Genomic DNA, 14,711 nt, shown 5'->3' on the forward strand with positions numbered 1-14,711 from the left:
AGCAGCAGAAGATCGAGTACATCGTCATCCACGACACCGAGGGCTACTTCGGCCCGAGCGTCGACCTGGTGAAGCGGGCCGACTACCTGGGCTGGCACTACACGCTGCGCTCGGTGGACGGCTACATCGCCCAGCACATCAAGACCAAGGACGTGGGCTGGCACGCCGGCAACTGGTACGTCAACGCCAAGTCCATCGGCCTGGAGCACGAGGGCTTCGCCGGCCAGGGCACCTGGTACACCGAGGCGATGTACCGCACCTCCGCCAAGCTGGTCCGCCACCTGGCGCTGAAGTTCGGCATCCCGATGGACCGGCAGCACATCATCGGCCACGACAACGTGCCCGGCATCACCGCCGCCAACGTGGGCGGCATGCACTGGGACCCGGGGCCCTACTGGGACTGGTCGCACTACTTCGACCTGATGAAGGCGCCGTTCCGCGGCACCGGCACGGCGAAGACCGGCCTGGTCACCATCGACCCGGACTTCGCCACCAACCGGCCCGCGTTCACCGGCTGCAACCAGCAGCCGCCGGGCGTCCCGACGCCCACCCCGCCGGCGCAGCCGTGCCCCTCGCGCGGCTCCTCCGCGGTGATCCTGCGGACCGCGCCGAGCCCGGACGCCCCGCTCGTCAACGACCTCGGGCTGCGCCCGGACGGCACGCCGGACACCATGTACATCTCCGACCACGGCGCCCGCGCCTCGGCCGGCCAGACGTACGCGCTCGCCGGCCGGCAGGGCGACTGGACCGCGATCTGGTACCTCGGCCAGAAGGCGTGGTTCCACAACCCGGCCTCCGCGCCCACCGCCAAGTGGGCCACCGGCTTCGTGGTGACCCCGCGGCCCGGCAAGGCCACCATCCCGGTGTACGGCCGCGCCTACCCGGAGCAGTCCGCCTACCCGGACACCATCCCGTACCAGGCCATCTCTCCGCTGCAGTACACGTTCGCCGCCGGCCAGCGGTACGCGGTCGGCGGGGTGCTGCCCGGCGAGTACTACCGGGCGGTCTCGTTCGACGGTTCCGCGCCGGGTGACCGGACCGTGGTACGCGGGAAGAACCAGTACGTGCAGGTCCAGTTCGGCCACCGGATCATGTTCGTGAACCTGGACGACGTGCTGATCCTGCCGTCCCCGGTCGGCGCGCCGCGCTGACCCCTCCCCGAGAACGCGAAGGCCCCCGGTCCATGCGGACCGGGGGCCTTTCGGTGTGACCGAGGTCAGGTGACCCGGACGAAGCCGGCGAGCGGCTGGGTGTTGATGCTCGACACCTGGACCGGTTTGCCTGTCCGGGGCGCGTGCACCATCACCCCGTTGCCGAGATAGAGCCCGACGTGATGCAGATCGGAGCCGAAGAACACCAGGTCACCCGGGCGCGCCTCGGAACGGGACACCTTGCGGCCCTCGTTCCACTGCGCGCCGGTGAAGTGGGTGAGCGAGATGCCCGCCGCCTTGTACGCGTACTGCGTGAGGCCGGAGCAGTCGAACGCGTTCGGGCCGGTGGCACCCCACACGTACGGGTCGCCGACCTGGGCGCACGCCGTCGCGATCGCGGTACGCGCGGCGCTGCTCACCACGCCGTCGATCTTCGGGCAGCCCGCCGGGCGGATCGAGGTCACCGGCAGCATGGCGGTGAGTCGCTTGATCTCCGAGTCGATCTGCTTCTTCTTCGCCGCGAGGTCGTTCTGCTGCTTGGTCTCCAGCTCGATCAGCTCGTCGAGCTTCTCCTTCTGCCTGTTGTACTCGTCCCGCACCTTGAGCACACCGGCGATCTGACGGCGCTGGTCGTCGGCGATCCGGTCCAGCATGACCAGCTGCTCGGCCAGCGTGCCCGGCTTGGTGCTCACCAGCAGCGCGCCCAGCTCCTGCGACGGGCCCTGGATGTAGTAGCGGGCCGCGATGTCGCCGACCTTGTTCATGGCGAGCGTGGAGGCCAGCTCCAGCGGCACCATCTTGTCCTTCAGCGCCTTGGACTTCTTCTGGTTGGCGCGAAGCTGCGAGCGGACCTTGTTGAACTGCTCGATGGTGGGTTCGAGCTGCTCCCACTGCTTGTCGATCTGCGCGTCGATCTCGTCCACCGACGGCGCCGCGTGCGCCGGAGCCGTCAGCATCCCGGCGCCGACCGCGGCGGCCGCGACCAGGGTGACCAGACGGCGTGCCATCCGGTGGAACCCGGCACGTCGGCCGGGTGGAGCGCTCGGGGCGTGACGTTGAGGGGGCGTGGTTGCCACCGGCACGGACTCCTTTGCAACCGACCGCCGGGCGCCTCGCGAGAGGGAAGATCGAGGCAGACGACCCACAGCGGTCGGTGCCCCACATTAGGGAAGGCGTCCGGTGGAATCAAGGCGACCGTTTGTTCAATCACGTATCCGCAATCGATTGCACACCAAGGGTATTCATTTCATCTTCCGACGATGGCTGTCAATACGTCGTCGAGCGTCACCACGCCCATCGGCCGCCGTCCGTCGCTGACCAGCACCATGTGGCGGCGTTCGCGGCGCATCGCGAGCAGCAGGTCGGCGAGCGTACGGTCCGGCGGCACCACCGCCAGCGGCCGGTAGACAGCGGCCGGCACGGGGGCCCGGCGACTCGCGCCGGCGTACCCGAGCACGTCCTTCACGTGCACGAAACCGAGCACCCGGCGGGTGGACCGCTGCACCACCGGGAAGCGGGACCGGCCGGTGCGGGTCGCCAGCACCTCCAGCGACGCCGGTGAGACGTCCTCGGCCACTGTGGTGACAGTGGACCACTGTTGCAGCGCGTCCGCCGCCGTACGGCTGTGCAGGGCCAGCGCGCCGGTGATCCGGGCGTGCTCCTCGGCGTCCAGCAACCCCTCGGTACGCGCCTGCGAGACCAGCCCGGCCAGTTCCTCGGCGGTGAACACGGTTTTCACCGCGTCTGTCGCCTCCACCCGCCACCACCGCAGCACCTGCCGGGACGCCCACTTCATCGCCAGCAGCAGCGGCTTGGTGACCAGGCAGAACGCCAGCATGGCCGGGCCGAGCCAGAGCGCCGAGGGCTCCGGACCGGCCAGCGTGATGTTCTTCGGCACCATCTCGCCGACCACCGTGTGCAGGAACACCACCACCGCCAGCGCGATGACGAAGGTCACCGGGTGCACCGCCGAGGCGGGCATCCCCAGCGCGGCGAACGGCCCCTCCAGCAGGTGGGCCAGCGCCGGCTCGGCGATCGCGCCGAGGCCGAGCGAACAGACGGTGATGCCGAGCTGCGCTCCGGCGATCATCAGCGGAATCTGGTTCATCGCGGCCAGCGCCCACCGGGCCCGCTTCGACGTCGCCGCAAGCGGTTCGATCACGGTACGGCGGGAGGCGATCAGCGCGAACTCGCTGCCCACGAAGAACGCGTTGCCGAGCAGCAACACCACCGCCACGAGTAGTTCAGGCACCGTCGTCGGGCTCCTCGGGGCGCACCACCCGCACCTGCTCGATCCGGTGCCGGTCGACCTCCACCACCGTGAACTCGTACCCGGCCTCGTCGACCGTCTCGCCCGGCACCGGGATGTGGCCCAGCCGCGCCATCAGGAAGCCGCCCAGCGTCTCGTACGGCCCGTCGGGCAGCCGGAACCCGGTCTGCTCGACCAGTTCGTCGGCGCGCAGCACGCCGTCGGCCAGGACGGTCCGCTCGCCGCCCGGCACGGTGAGCTCCACCGGCCCGGCGTCGTCGACCGCGTCCGGGTCGAACTCGTCGGCGATCTCCCCGACCAGTTCCTCGACCAGATCCTCCACCGTCACCACGCCGTCGGTGCCGCCGTACTCGTCCACCACGATCGCCAGGTCCGCCCCGGCGGCCTTCAGCGCGGCCAGCACCCCGTTCAGGTTGAGGCTCTCCGGCACGTACACCGGTTCCCGGGCCACCGCGGCCACCGAGGTGACGGCCCGGCGGGCCAGCGGCACCCCCAGCGCGTCGGGCACCCCGGCGACGCCGGTGACCAGGTCGAGCGTCTCCTCGTAGACCGGGAACCGGGTCCGGCCGGTCTGCCGGGAGAGGTCCAGCAGATCGGCGACGGACGCGGTGGCGCGCAGCGCGGTGACGTCCACCCGGGGCGTCATCGCCTCGGCGGCCCGCTTGTCACCGAAGCGGATCGTGCGCCGCAACAGCATCGCGGTGTCCGGCGGCAGCGCGCCGGCCCGCGCCGAGATGGCGGCGAGCAGGCCCAGCTCCTCCGGGGAGCGGGCGCTGGCCAGCTCCTCCTGCGGCTCCACGCCGAGGCGGCGCACCAGCCGGTTGGCTGATTCGTTCAGCAGCCGGATCAGCCAGCCGAACATGCGGGAGAACGCGCGCATCGGCGCGGCGGTGGCGAGCGCCGCCGGCATCGGGCGGGCCAGCGCCAGGTTCTTCGGCACCAGCTCGCCGAAGAGCATCGAGATGAGCGTGGCGAGGGCCAGCGCGAGCAGGCCGGAGAAGCGTTCCGCGCCGCCGAGCGGATGCAGCAGCGGGGCGAAGATCCGGGCCAGCGCGGGTTCGGCGAGGTAGCCGGTGAGCAGCGCGGTGAGGGTGATGCCGAGTTGCGCGCCGGAGAGCTGGAAGGACAGTTCGCGCAGCGCGCGGCGTACCGTGGCGGCCCGGCCGTCGCCCTCGCCGGCCCGCCTGTCGATCTCCGCCCGGTCCACGGTGACGAGGGCGAACTCGGCCGCGACGAAGAAGGCGTTGCCGGCGGTCAGCAGCACGAAACCGACCAGGGGCAACAGCGTCAGAAGAAGAAGGCCGTCGATGGGCGTGATTGTGGCACGCGAGCGCCGACGGTGGGCCCCCGTGGTGCGCGACGGCGGCGGCACCGCACGGGTGCCGCCGCCGTCGTGGTCCGGCTTCTGCCGGGGTACGCCTCAGCTCGCGCTCGGCGCGACCTCCGGCTCGCCGGCCGGGGCCTCCGGCTTGACCGAGCGCAGCAGCACGCTGGCCACGTCGACCACCTCGACCTGCTCGCCCGCGCCCTTGCCGTTCACGCCGTCGTTCAGCATCGTCGAGCAGAACGGGCAGCCGACCGCGATGGTCTTCGCCCCGGTGGACATGGCCTCCTCGACCCGGTCCACGTTGATCCGCTTGCCGATCTTCTCCTCCATCCACATCCGGGCGCCGCCGGCGCCGCAGCAGAAGGAGCGCTCGCTGTTACGCGGCATCTCGGTCAGCTCGCCCTGGATCGAATCGCCGAGCACCTCACGCGGCGCGGCGAAGATCCGGTTGTGGCGGCCCAGGTAGCACGGGTCGTGGTAGGTGACGCCGCCGTCCACCGGCTGCACCGGGGTGAGCTTGCCGGCGCTGACCAGGTGGGCCAGCAACTGGGTGTGGTGCACGACCTCGAACTCGCCGCCGAGCTGGCCGTACTCGTTGCCGAGCGTGTTGAAGCAGTGCGGGCAGGTGGCGACGATCTTGCGCTTGCTCTTCTCCCGGCCCTCGAACGCCTCGTTCAGCGTCTCGACGTTCTGCTGGGCGAGCATCTGGAAGACGAACTCGTTGCCGATGCGGCGGGCCGGGTCACCGGAGCAGGTCTCGCCCTCGCCGAGGATGGCGAAGGAGACGCCCGCCTCGTTGAGCAGCGTGGCGACCGCACGGGTGGTCTTCTTGGCTCGGTCCTCGAACGCGCCGGCGCAGCCGACCCAGAACAGGTACTCGAAGTCGTCGACCTCGCCGACCCGCGGCACCTCGAACCCGAGGCCCTTGGTCCAGTCCTCGCGGGTGTTCTGCGGGGCACCCCACGGGTTGCCCTTGTTCTCCAGGTTGCGCAGCATGACGCCGGCCTCGGACGGGAAGCTCGACTCGATCAGCACCTGGTAGCGGCGCATGTCGACGATGTGGTCCACGTGCTCGATGTCCACCGGGCACTGCTCGACGCACGCGCCACAGGTGGTGCAGGACCAGAGCACGTCCGGGTCGATGACGCCGCCCTCTTCGGCGGTGCCGATCAGCGGCCGGTCGGCCTCGGCCATGGCGAGCACGTCGACGCCGGCCAGCTGCTCCTGCGTCGCCTTCTCCTCGCCGGTGAGGTCCTTGCCGCCGCCGGCCAGGAGGTAGGGCGCCTTGGCGTACGCGTGGTCGCGCAGGCTCAGCACCAGCAGCTTCGGCGACAGCGGCTTGCCGGTGTTCCAGGCCGGGCACTGCGACTGGCAGCGGCCGCACTCGGTGCAGGTGCTGAAGTCGAGCAGGCCCTTCCAGCTGAACTGCTCGACCTGGGCGACGCCGAACTGGTCCCTCTCCGGGTCGGCCTCCTCGAAGTCCAGCGGCTTGCCCTCGCTGGTCATCGGGCGCAGCGGGCCGAGGCCGGAGCCGGCCGGCTTCTCCGGGTCGCGCTTGAAGAAGATGTTCGGGAAGGCCAGGAAGCGGTGCCAGGCCACGCCCATGGTGACGTTCAGCGAGATCACGATGAGCCAGGTCATCGAGATGCAGATCTTGATGAGCGCGGCGACGCTGACGCCGGCCTCCCAGTTCGGGAGGACCGAGCCGATCGCGTGGCTGAGCGGGGCGGCCCAGACCGGGTACTCGAAGTGGTCGGTGGCGACCTTGAAGCCCCGGATCACGAACCCGAAGATCAGGACCAGCAGGACGACCCACTCGACGAAGTAGCCCTGCCACATGCTCGAACCGGTGAACCGGGAGCGGTTCTCCGCGCGGCCCGGCCGGTTGCGCAGGCGGATCGCCATCAGTACCAGGATGCCGACCAGGCCGAGGATGCCGATCCACTCGGTGACCAGGCCGAAGATCGTCCAGTGCCCGATGATCGGCAACCCGCCACCGGTCGAGACGACCTCGAAGTAGGCCTCCAGCACCAGCAGCGACAGCACGATGAAGCCGACCATCACGAACCAGTGGGCGGCGCCGACCACGCTCCACTTCAGCATGCGGGTGTGACCTGCGGTCTCCACCAGCATCTTCTTGGTACGCGCGCCCTTGTCGCCGAAGCGCTCCGGCGCGGGCTGACCGAGCCGGATGACGGCGGTCATCTTCATGACCGCGCGCACCGCAAGCCACACCGCGACAGCGGTGATGGCGGCCGCGAGGATCGTGGTGACGATCTGGACGCTGCCCATCGAGTTGGCCTCCCGGTCTGCTGCTTGTCCGTGCAGCCTACGCGCAAGGTTACCCAGCAGTAACGTGAGTCTTCTCGCACCAGGCCACGCCGCCCTGCGCACACCTTAGGTGTAGCGGCGACGAAGCGCCTGGCAGGGGCGGCGTGGCGTGACCTACGCCGGGTCGACGGGCGGCCGGCTCAGCGCCAGCGGGAGAGCAGGATCAGCGAGGAGACCATCGCGCCGAAGCCGACAGCGAGGTTCCAGTAACCCCAGGTGGCGACCGGGTACGCCTGCTCGGACAGGTAGTAGAGCACCAGCCAGCCGATGCCGACCACGATCAGCGCGACCGCCGTGACCGGCAGCCAGACCGGGCTAGGCTTGCGCGTCGACGCCGTCGCCGTCGGACGAACGTCCGTGGGCGGGGTGTACACCTTCTTCTTGCGGACCTGAGACTTGGGCACGACGCTCTCCAGAGGGGGGTACGACCTCGTCCGGCCTGACAACCGGGCGCGAGGGCGACGGTCCATGGCCAATAATGTTCGACAGCTAGCGTAGTCCCGACGGACCGTCCAGGCCACGAATGGGGCCAGGCCGGTGCACTCAGTAACCGGAAAGAGCGGACTTTCCGGGTCGATCAGGTCGGTTCGCATCGGCGCGAGCCGGAACGAGACGACGGGAAAGGGAACGCCCGGTGGAGTACACGTCCGGCGCCGCCTCCTGGCAGAAGGTCCTCCGCCGCGCGGCAGCCGCCCTGCTGCCCCGGCGCGCCCGCCAGCGCCGCCCGGGCTGGTCGATCGGCGTACCCCTGATCGCCGCCGCGGCCGGGCTGCTGTTCACCACCACCGCCACCACCGCGGGCGGCACGCCGCTGCGCGAGGACCGCCGGCCCCAGCTCACCCAGCTGATCGAGGACCGCCGGGAGCAGGTGGCGGCGAGCGAGGCGAAGGCCGCCCGGCTCCGCACCGAGGTGGAGGAGCAGACCGCCGCGCTGGCCGGCGCCGACGGGCCGATCAAGACCGAGCGGGACCGGGCCGCCGCGAGCCGGCAGGCCGCCGGGTTCACCGCGCTCACCGGCAGCGGCGTGACGGTCGAGCTGAACGACGCCGACCGCCGGCCCGACCAGCCGCTGCCCAAGGGCGCCAGCAACGACGACCTGGTCGTGCACCAGGGCGACGTCCAGGCGGTGGTCAACGCGCTCTGGGCCGGCGGCGCGGAGGCCATGTCAATCATGAACGTCCGCGTGCTCAGCACCAGCGCGGTACGCTGCGTCGGTAACACCCTGCTGCTGCATGGCCGGGTGTACTCCCCTCCTTTCAAGATCGTGGCAATCGGCGACCCCGCGGAACTCCAGCGGGCGCTCGCCGCCTCTGAGGGAGTGCGGGTGTTCAAGGAAGTGGCTGAGCACTACCAACTCGGCTACGTCGAGCGCGTCTCCACAGTCACCGTGCCGGCGTTCGAGGACTCCACCGCGTTGCAGTCGGCGACGGTGCCCCGGTGAGCGGCGGCGACCCCCGGGACCGCCGCGGCCACGACCGCCAGGAGGAGCCCACCGCGTTCCTCCCCAAGGTCGAGCGCCCGGCCCCCGCCCCGGCGTCGCCGCCCCCGCTCGACCTGCCCTGGCCCGACGCCGGACCGTCGCACACCTCTCCGGCGCGACGGGGCCCGTTCCCACCGACGCCCGCCCCACCACGGAGCGCCCCGCCACGGACCGCCCCACCGTCGACCGCCCCACCGTCGACCGCCCCGCCACCGCCCGGCCCGCCACGGTCCGCTCCGCCGCCCTGGCCGGGCAACCAGGCCCATCCGCCGGCCGGCCCGCACCACGTCGAGGCCGACAAGCGGTTCCGCCCCTCCGCCGGCGGGATTCCCGAATCCGGGTTCCAGCCCTCCGGTGGCAGAGTTCCCGAGTCCGGGTTCCAGCCTTCCGGTGACGGGATCCCCGAGTCGGCGCACCGATCGCCCGGCCGTCCGGGCGCGGGCGGGCCCGGCCCGGCGCGTTTCGCCGGGCCGGCCGGACCCGGCACCGGCCAGCCGGGCGGTCCACCGCAGCACACGGCCGCGCCCCAGCGCGGGCCCGGGATGCGTCCCGCCACGCCGGCCGACGTGCCGCCCCGGACGGGCGAACGCACGACGCGACCGGGCGACGTCCCACCCCCGGCGGGTGAACGCCGGACGCGACCCGGCGATACCCCGCCCGGGACGGGTGAGCGGCAGATGCGGCCGGGCGCGTACGGACCGGCGGCGCACCAGAATCCCGCCCGCCCGGCCGGCGGCGCGCTCCCGCCGGAACGCGGTGGGCGCGGGGCCCAGCCGCCGCACACCGGCCCGCAGCCGTGGGAGAACGGAGGACGTACGCCGGGGGGCGAGGGACGGCAGGCGGCCGGTGCGCCCGGCGTACCCCGGTTCGGCGGCCCGGCCGACGCGGACCGGACCCCGCCGGCCGACCCGGGAGCGACGGCGGTGCTGCCCGCCGTCACCCGGCCGCCCGCGGACCCCCGGATGGACGCCACCGGGCTGATGGGCGCGGTGCCTCCGGCGCCGGACGCGGCGGACAGCGGCGACGAGCCACCGGCCGAGCCGCCCCGCCCCCGGCGCGGCGAGCGGGTGGTGCAGTTGCGGCCCGAGCAGACCGGCGAGGGCTACCGGAGCGTCTACTCCGAGCTGACCCGCCCCAGCGCCGGCTCCCGGCTGCGCACCGTCGTACGCGGCGCCGGCGAACTGCTCATCACGTTCGGCCTGGTGGTGCTCCTCTTCGCCGGCTACGAGATCTGGGGCAAGGCGGTCATCGTCGACGCCCACCAGAGCGACCTGAACAGCCAGCTCGCCCAGGAGTGGGGCGCGGACCCGACGGTCGCCCCGACCACCGGGCCGACCGTGAAGCCGAAGCCGCCGGCCAACGGAAAACCGGTCGCCGGCCTCTACATCCCCAAGTTCGACAAGCACTGGGTGGTGGTCGAGGGGGTCACCCCCAACGACATCCGGTACGCCCCGGGCCGCTACCCGGACAGCGCCATGCCCGGCGAGGTGGGCAACTTCGCCGTGGCGGGCCACCGGATCCGCTCCACGTTCTGGCGGCTGGACGAGCTGAAGACCGGCGACGCCATAGTGGTCGAGACCCGCACCGACTGGCTCGTCTACCGCGTCTACGAGCAGCGCATCGTCAAGCCGTCCCAGGTGGAGGTGGTCGCGCCGGTGCCGGGCAAGCCGGGCCAGAAGCCCACCGAGAAGCTGCTCACGCTGACCACCTGCAACCCGAAGTTCGACAACTACCAGCGGCTGATCATCCACGCCCGGCTGGACACCGTCCAGGCCAAGTCGGCGGGCCGCCCGGCCGAACTGGAGACGTGAGCCGTGTACTCCTGGATCTGGCGGAAACTTCCCTTCGGGCTGCCCGGAAAGCTGATCGGCTCGCTGCTGCTGGCCACCGCCACCGTCGCGCTGCTCTGGTTCGTGGTGTTCCCGTGGGCCGAGCCGCTGCTGCCGTTCGACGACGTGCAGGTCACCCAGGACTCCGGCGTACCGGGTGACGGCGGGCTCACCGAGCCGACCGGGCTGCCCGGCGACGAGGAGCTGCCGTACAGCACCGAGACGAACAACGCCCCGCCCCCCACCCCGAACAGGTGACCCCGATGCGTGTCCTGGTGATCGACAACTACGACTCGTTCGTCTTCAACCTCGTGCAGTACCTCGGCCAGCTCGGGGCCGACTGCGACGTACGGCGCAACGACGAGATCGACGTCGCCGAGGTGGGCCGGGCGGGCGCCGGTGGCATCCTGCTGTCGCCCGGTCCGGGCAGCCCGGACCGGGCCGGCATCTGCCTGGACGTCATCCGCGAGTACGCCGGCAAGCTCCCGATCTTCGGCGTCTGCCTCGGTCACCAGGCGATCGGCGAGGCGTTCGGCGCCACAGTGGCGCGCGCGCCGGAACTGCTGCACGGCAAGACCTCAGAGGTACGCCACGACGGCGTGGGCGTGCTCGCCGGCCTGCCCGACCCGTTCACCGCCACCCGTTACCACTCGCTCGCCGTACTGCCCGAGACGCTGCCGGACGAGCTGGAGGTCACCGGCCGGACCGGCTCCGGCGTGGTGATGGCGATGCGGCACCGGACGCTGCCCATCGAGGGTGTGCAGTTCCACCCCGAGTCGGTGCTGACCGAGGGCGGTCACCTCATGCTGGCGAACTGGCTGGCCGCCTGCGGCTTCCCGGAAGCGCTGGAGCGTGCCCCGGAGCTGGCCGCCGAGGTCGACGCCCGCCGCCGGGCCGCCTTCGCCGCAGCCTGACCCGCCCGCCCGCTCCCCCCGCCCGCCCGCCCGCCCGCCCCGACGATCATGAAGTTGACGGCGTTCGACGCCCGATTTGTCGCCGTCAAGTTCATGATCGACGGGGAAGGGGCGGGCGCTGGGACGGGCGCGGCGGCGGCCCCGGGATCGGGGACACCGCCGCGTCGTCGGTCAGGTGATGCTCAGCGTTCGGTACGGCTGGGCGCGATGGTCGGGAACGGGAAGCCACTGCCGCCGCCGTTGCCGCCACCGCCCGGCGTGGTCGGCGTCGTGCTGGGGCTGCCGCTCGGCGTCGGGCTGGTCGGCTCCTCGTCCTCGCGCGGCACGTCGACCTCGATGGTCACCCGCTCGCCCTTGGCCAGCTTCGTCTTGCCGGCCGGCGACTGTTTGCTGACCTTGCCCGCCTGGGACGGATCGACCTCGTTGCCCTCCCGGACCCGGACCGTGTAGCCGGCCTCCTTGAGCTGTTGTGTCGCCTGCTCCTCGGTGTAGCCGATGACGGTCGGCACCTCGCCGACGTTGCCCTTGGAGACCTTGAGCGTCACCTTGCTGCCCTCGGCGACCGAGCTGCCCTCGGTGGGCGAGACGGAGATGACCTGACCCTCCGGCGCGCTGTCGTTGACATCCTCGCGAACGGGAATCAGCTCAAGTTCCGTCAGTCGGTCCTTCGCGGCGTTGTAGGTACTGCCCTTCAGCCCGGTGGGGACGGTCACCTGGCCCGGACCGGTGCAGACCTTGACGGTGACCTCGGTGTCCTTGTCCACCCGCTGGCCGAACGTCGGGCTCTGCTCGACCACCGAGCCCTTCTCGCAGGTGGTGTTCTGCACCGGATCGCCTGTGCCGTACCGCAGCCCGGCCTGGGTGAGCGCGGCCTTCGCGTCGTCCGCCGACCGGCCCACCAGCTGGGGCACCGACACCTTCTCGTTGCCGGCCTGGTTGAGCCAGAGCGCTGTCCCCAGCGCGATCACCGCGAGCACGCCGAGCGCGGCGAACGCCGCGATGACCCAGGACGAGCTCTTGCGCTTGCCCGGGTCACCGACCCGCGCCACCGGCTGCGGGCGGGTCTGCGGGCCCATCATCTGGGTCTGCTGCGCCTGCTGGTAGCCGCCCGCGGCGGCGCCCATCGGCATGGTCTCCTCGGCCGGCATCACCGGGGTGGCCAGCACCGGCCGGCCGGCAGCGGCGCGGAGCAGGTCCGCCCGCATCTCACCGGCGCTCTGGTAGCGGTTGAGCGGGTTCTTCGACAGCGCCTTGAGCACGATGGCGTCGACCGCCGGGTTGACGTCCGGGTTGATCGTGCTCGGCGTCGGCGGCTGCTCCCGCACGTGCTGGTACGCGACGCTGACCGGGCTGTCGCCGACGAACGGCGGGTGGCCGCAGAGCAGCTCGAACAGCACGCAGCCGGCCGCGTAGACGTCGGAGCGGGCGTCGACCGCCTCGCCGCGCGCCTGCTCGGGAGAGAGGTATTGTGCGGTGCCGATGACCGCGCTGGTCTGCGTCATCGTGGTGGCGCCGCTGGCCAGCGCCCGGGCGATGCCGAAGTCCATCACCTTGACCTGGCCGGTCTGGGTGAGCATCACGTTGCCGGGCTTGATGTCCCGGTGGATGATCCCGTGCCGGTGGCTGAACTCCAGCGCCGCGCACATGTCGGCGCAGATCTCCAGCGCCCGGCGCGGCTGGAGCCGCCCCTCGACGCCGAGAACCTCCTTGAGCGTCCTGCCGTTCACGAACTCCATCACGATGAACGGCAGGGTTTCGCCCGTCGGGCCGGTTTCCTCACCGGTGTCGTAGACGGCGACGATGGCCGGGTGGTTCAGCGAGGCGGCGTTCTGGGCCTCGCGGCGGAACCGCATCTGGAAGGTGGCATCCCGGGCCAGGTCGGCACGGAGCATCTTGATCGCGACATCCCGCCCGAGCCGGAGGTCGCGGCCGCGGTGCACCTCGGCCATGCCGCCGTAGCCCAGCAGCTCGCCGACCTGATACCTGCCACCGAGCAGGCGGGCCTGCGCTGTCATCGCGTGTCTCGTCCTTCGCTCGTCGTCGTACCGCCGTCGGCCGGCAGGAGGCGTACCTCACGACGGTACGACGTGCGGACCGGATAGTCGCCTCCGTGCGGCCGCACCGCGCCGGAGGTCACGCTCACACTCGCCGGAGCGGATGCGGTAGCACCGTATTTCCGGTACAGGAACGAAATCACGCCCGAGCAGAGGATGACCAGCACGGCCACCACGATCGCCGTCGTCCAGAGCCCGGACCGGGAGCGCCGGGGCGGAGGCGGCGCGGCCGGGCGCGCGTACGGCATGGGGTTGTGCTGGGGCACGGGCCGCTGCGGTACGGGTGCCGCGCCACGCGGCGCCACCGGCGGGCGGGGCATCGGGGCCGGGTGGGCGATCACGGCCGGGCGCTGCGTCACCGGCGGGCGGGCCGGCGAAACGGGCGGACGGGCCGGGGAGACCGGCGGACGGGGCTGCGGATGCGCGGCGGCGGCCGGTGGCTGCGGCCGGGGAGCGGTCGGCACCTGAGCGCGTGCGACGGGTGCGGCCGGTGAGGCGGGCGCGGCCGAGATGGGCCGTCCGGCGCGGGCCGCCTGGGAGAGCGCGAGCTTGGCCTGCCGGGCGATGCTCGCCAGCGCGGCGGCGCTGGGCCAGCGGGCGGAAGGGTCCTTCGCCATGGCCCGCTCCACGATGGCCCGGACCTGCGGCGGGATGTCGGCCGGAAGCGCCCGGGGCGTCTCCCGTACGTGCTTCATGGCGATTTCGAGCGGGTTGTCCCCCTCGAAGGGGCGCCGGCCGGCGAGGCACTGGTACGCGACCACGCCGAGCGCGTAGACGTCCGAGGCGGGCGTGGCCACCGCACCGGTGGCCTGCTCCGGCGAGATGTACGAGGCGGTGCCGAGCACCGAGCCGGCGGCGGTGAGCTGGCCGACCAGCTCGGAGCGGGCGATGCCGAAGTCGGTGAGCACGAGCGTGCCGTTCGGCCGGACCAGCAGGTTGCCGGGCTTCACGTCACGGTGCACGATGCCCTTCTCGTGCGCGGCGTGCAGCGCGTCGGCGGCCTGGGCCAGCAGCGCCATGGTCCGCGCCGGGGTCAGCCGGCCGACCCGGCTGAGCGTGGCCGACAGCGCGTCGCCCTCGACGTACTCCATCACCAGGAACGCGATGTGCTGGTCGCTGCCGAAGTCGTAGACGTCGACCACGCCCGGGTGGTTGATGGTCGCCATGGTCCGCGCCTCGCCCCGGAACCGCTCGGCGAAGCCCGGCTCGTCCAGCAGCGCGGGGAGCAGGCTCTTGACCGCGACGGTACGGCCCAGCACCTGGTCGGTGCCGCGCCACACGTCGCCCATGCCACCGCTGGCGATCCGCTCGTCGAGGCGGTAGCGGTTGCCGAGCTTCACCCCCGGGCTCAGCACG

General features: G+C 72.0%; 12 protein-coding genes. 5 read left to right on the top strand and 7 right to left on the bottom strand.

Annotation, left to right across the window (positions count from 1 at the left end):
* On the top strand, positions 1–1,151 hold a 1,151-nt coding region (locus tag A8711_RS21240; RefSeq protein ID WP_141707676.1), incomplete at its 5' end, for an N-acetylmuramoyl-L-alanine amidase.
* Between the two features lie 65 nt (positions 1,152–1,216).
* On the opposite strand, the gene A8711_RS21245 is transcribed toward A8711_RS21240, so the two are convergent.
* From A8711_RS21245 to A8711_RS21265, 5 genes are all read right to left on the bottom strand, one after another.
* Complete coding sequence (locus tag A8711_RS21245) at positions 1,217–2,227, bottom strand: C40 family peptidase (RefSeq protein ID WP_064448126.1); 1,011 nt, start codon at positions 2,225–2,227, stop codon at positions 1,217–1,219.
* A 170-nt stretch (positions 2,228–2,397) separates the two neighbouring features.
* Positions 2,398–3,402 carry a hemolysin family protein gene (locus tag A8711_RS21250; protein WP_064447992.1) on the bottom strand — a complete coding sequence of 335 codons (1,005 nt, stop codon included), beginning with the start codon at positions 3,400–3,402 and terminating at the stop codon, positions 2,398–2,400.
* On the bottom strand, positions 3,395–4,702 hold the full coding sequence (locus A8711_RS21255) for a hemolysin family protein (RefSeq protein WP_043327614.1): 1,308 nt from the start codon (positions 4,700–4,702) through the stop codon (positions 3,395–3,397). Before A8711_RS21255 ends, A8711_RS21250 begins: the two co-directional genes overlap by 8 nt.
* Before the next feature lie 138 nt (positions 4,703–4,840).
* On the bottom strand, positions 4,841–7,039 hold the full coding sequence (locus tag A8711_RS21260; RefSeq protein ID WP_069089171.1) for a (Fe-S)-binding protein: 2,199 nt from the start codon (positions 7,037–7,039) through the stop codon (positions 4,841–4,843).
* A 179-nt stretch (positions 7,040–7,218) separates the two neighbouring features.
* The gene (locus A8711_RS21265) at positions 7,219–7,482 is read right to left on the bottom strand and encodes a cell division protein CrgA (RefSeq protein WP_043327616.1); all 264 of its coding nucleotides are present in this window, start codon (positions 7,480–7,482) and stop codon (positions 7,219–7,221) included.
* 230 nt (positions 7,483–7,712) lie between these two features.
* Between A8711_RS21265 and A8711_RS21270 the strand changes: the two genes are divergently transcribed.
* The 4 genes from A8711_RS21270 (at position 7,713) to A8711_RS21285 (ending at position 11,301) form a co-directional block, all read left to right on the top strand.
* Positions 7,713–8,519 (top strand): DUF881 domain-containing protein, encoded by an 807-nt coding sequence (locus tag A8711_RS21270; protein ID WP_043327617.1) that lies wholly within the window; start codon positions 7,713–7,715, stop codon positions 8,517–8,519.
* 716 nt (positions 8,520–9,235) lie between these two features.
* Positions 9,236–10,369, top strand: coding sequence for a class E sortase (locus A8711_RS21275; RefSeq protein WP_255365666.1), 1,134 nt, complete (start codon positions 9,236–9,238; stop codon positions 10,367–10,369).
* 3 nt (positions 10,370–10,372) lie between these two features.
* On the top strand, positions 10,373–10,645 hold the full coding sequence (locus A8711_RS21280) for a hypothetical protein (RefSeq protein ID WP_030500496.1): 273 nt from the start codon (positions 10,373–10,375) through the stop codon (positions 10,643–10,645).
* A 5-nt stretch (positions 10,646–10,650) separates the two neighbouring features.
* On the top strand, positions 10,651–11,301 hold the full coding sequence (locus tag A8711_RS21285) for an aminodeoxychorismate/anthranilate synthase component II (RefSeq protein WP_064448127.1): 651 nt from the start codon (positions 10,651–10,653) through the stop codon (positions 11,299–11,301).
* A gap of 182 nt (positions 11,302–11,483) precedes the next feature.
* Here the strand turns inward: A8711_RS21285 and pknB are convergent, their stop codons facing one another.
* Both pknB and A8711_RS21295 read right to left on the bottom strand, forming a co-directional pair.
* A complete protein-coding gene (gene pknB, locus A8711_RS21290) occupies positions 11,484–13,316 on the bottom strand; it encodes a Stk1 family PASTA domain-containing Ser/Thr kinase (RefSeq protein ID WP_069089172.1) in 1,833 nt (610 codons plus the stop codon).
* Positions 13,313–14,710, bottom strand: a complete 1,398-nt coding sequence (locus A8711_RS21295) for a serine/threonine-protein kinase (RefSeq protein WP_043327620.1) — start codon at positions 14,708–14,710, stop codon at positions 13,313–13,315. The genes pknB and A8711_RS21295 overlap by 4 nt, the downstream gene beginning before the upstream one ends.
* Between the last annotated feature and the right edge of the window lies 1 nt (position 14,711).

This window comes from Micromonospora sp. II, assembly GCF_001709195.1.
In the GTDB taxonomy this organism is placed as follows: Bacteria; Actinomycetota; Actinomycetes; order Mycobacteriales; family Micromonosporaceae; genus Micromonospora; species Micromonospora chalcea.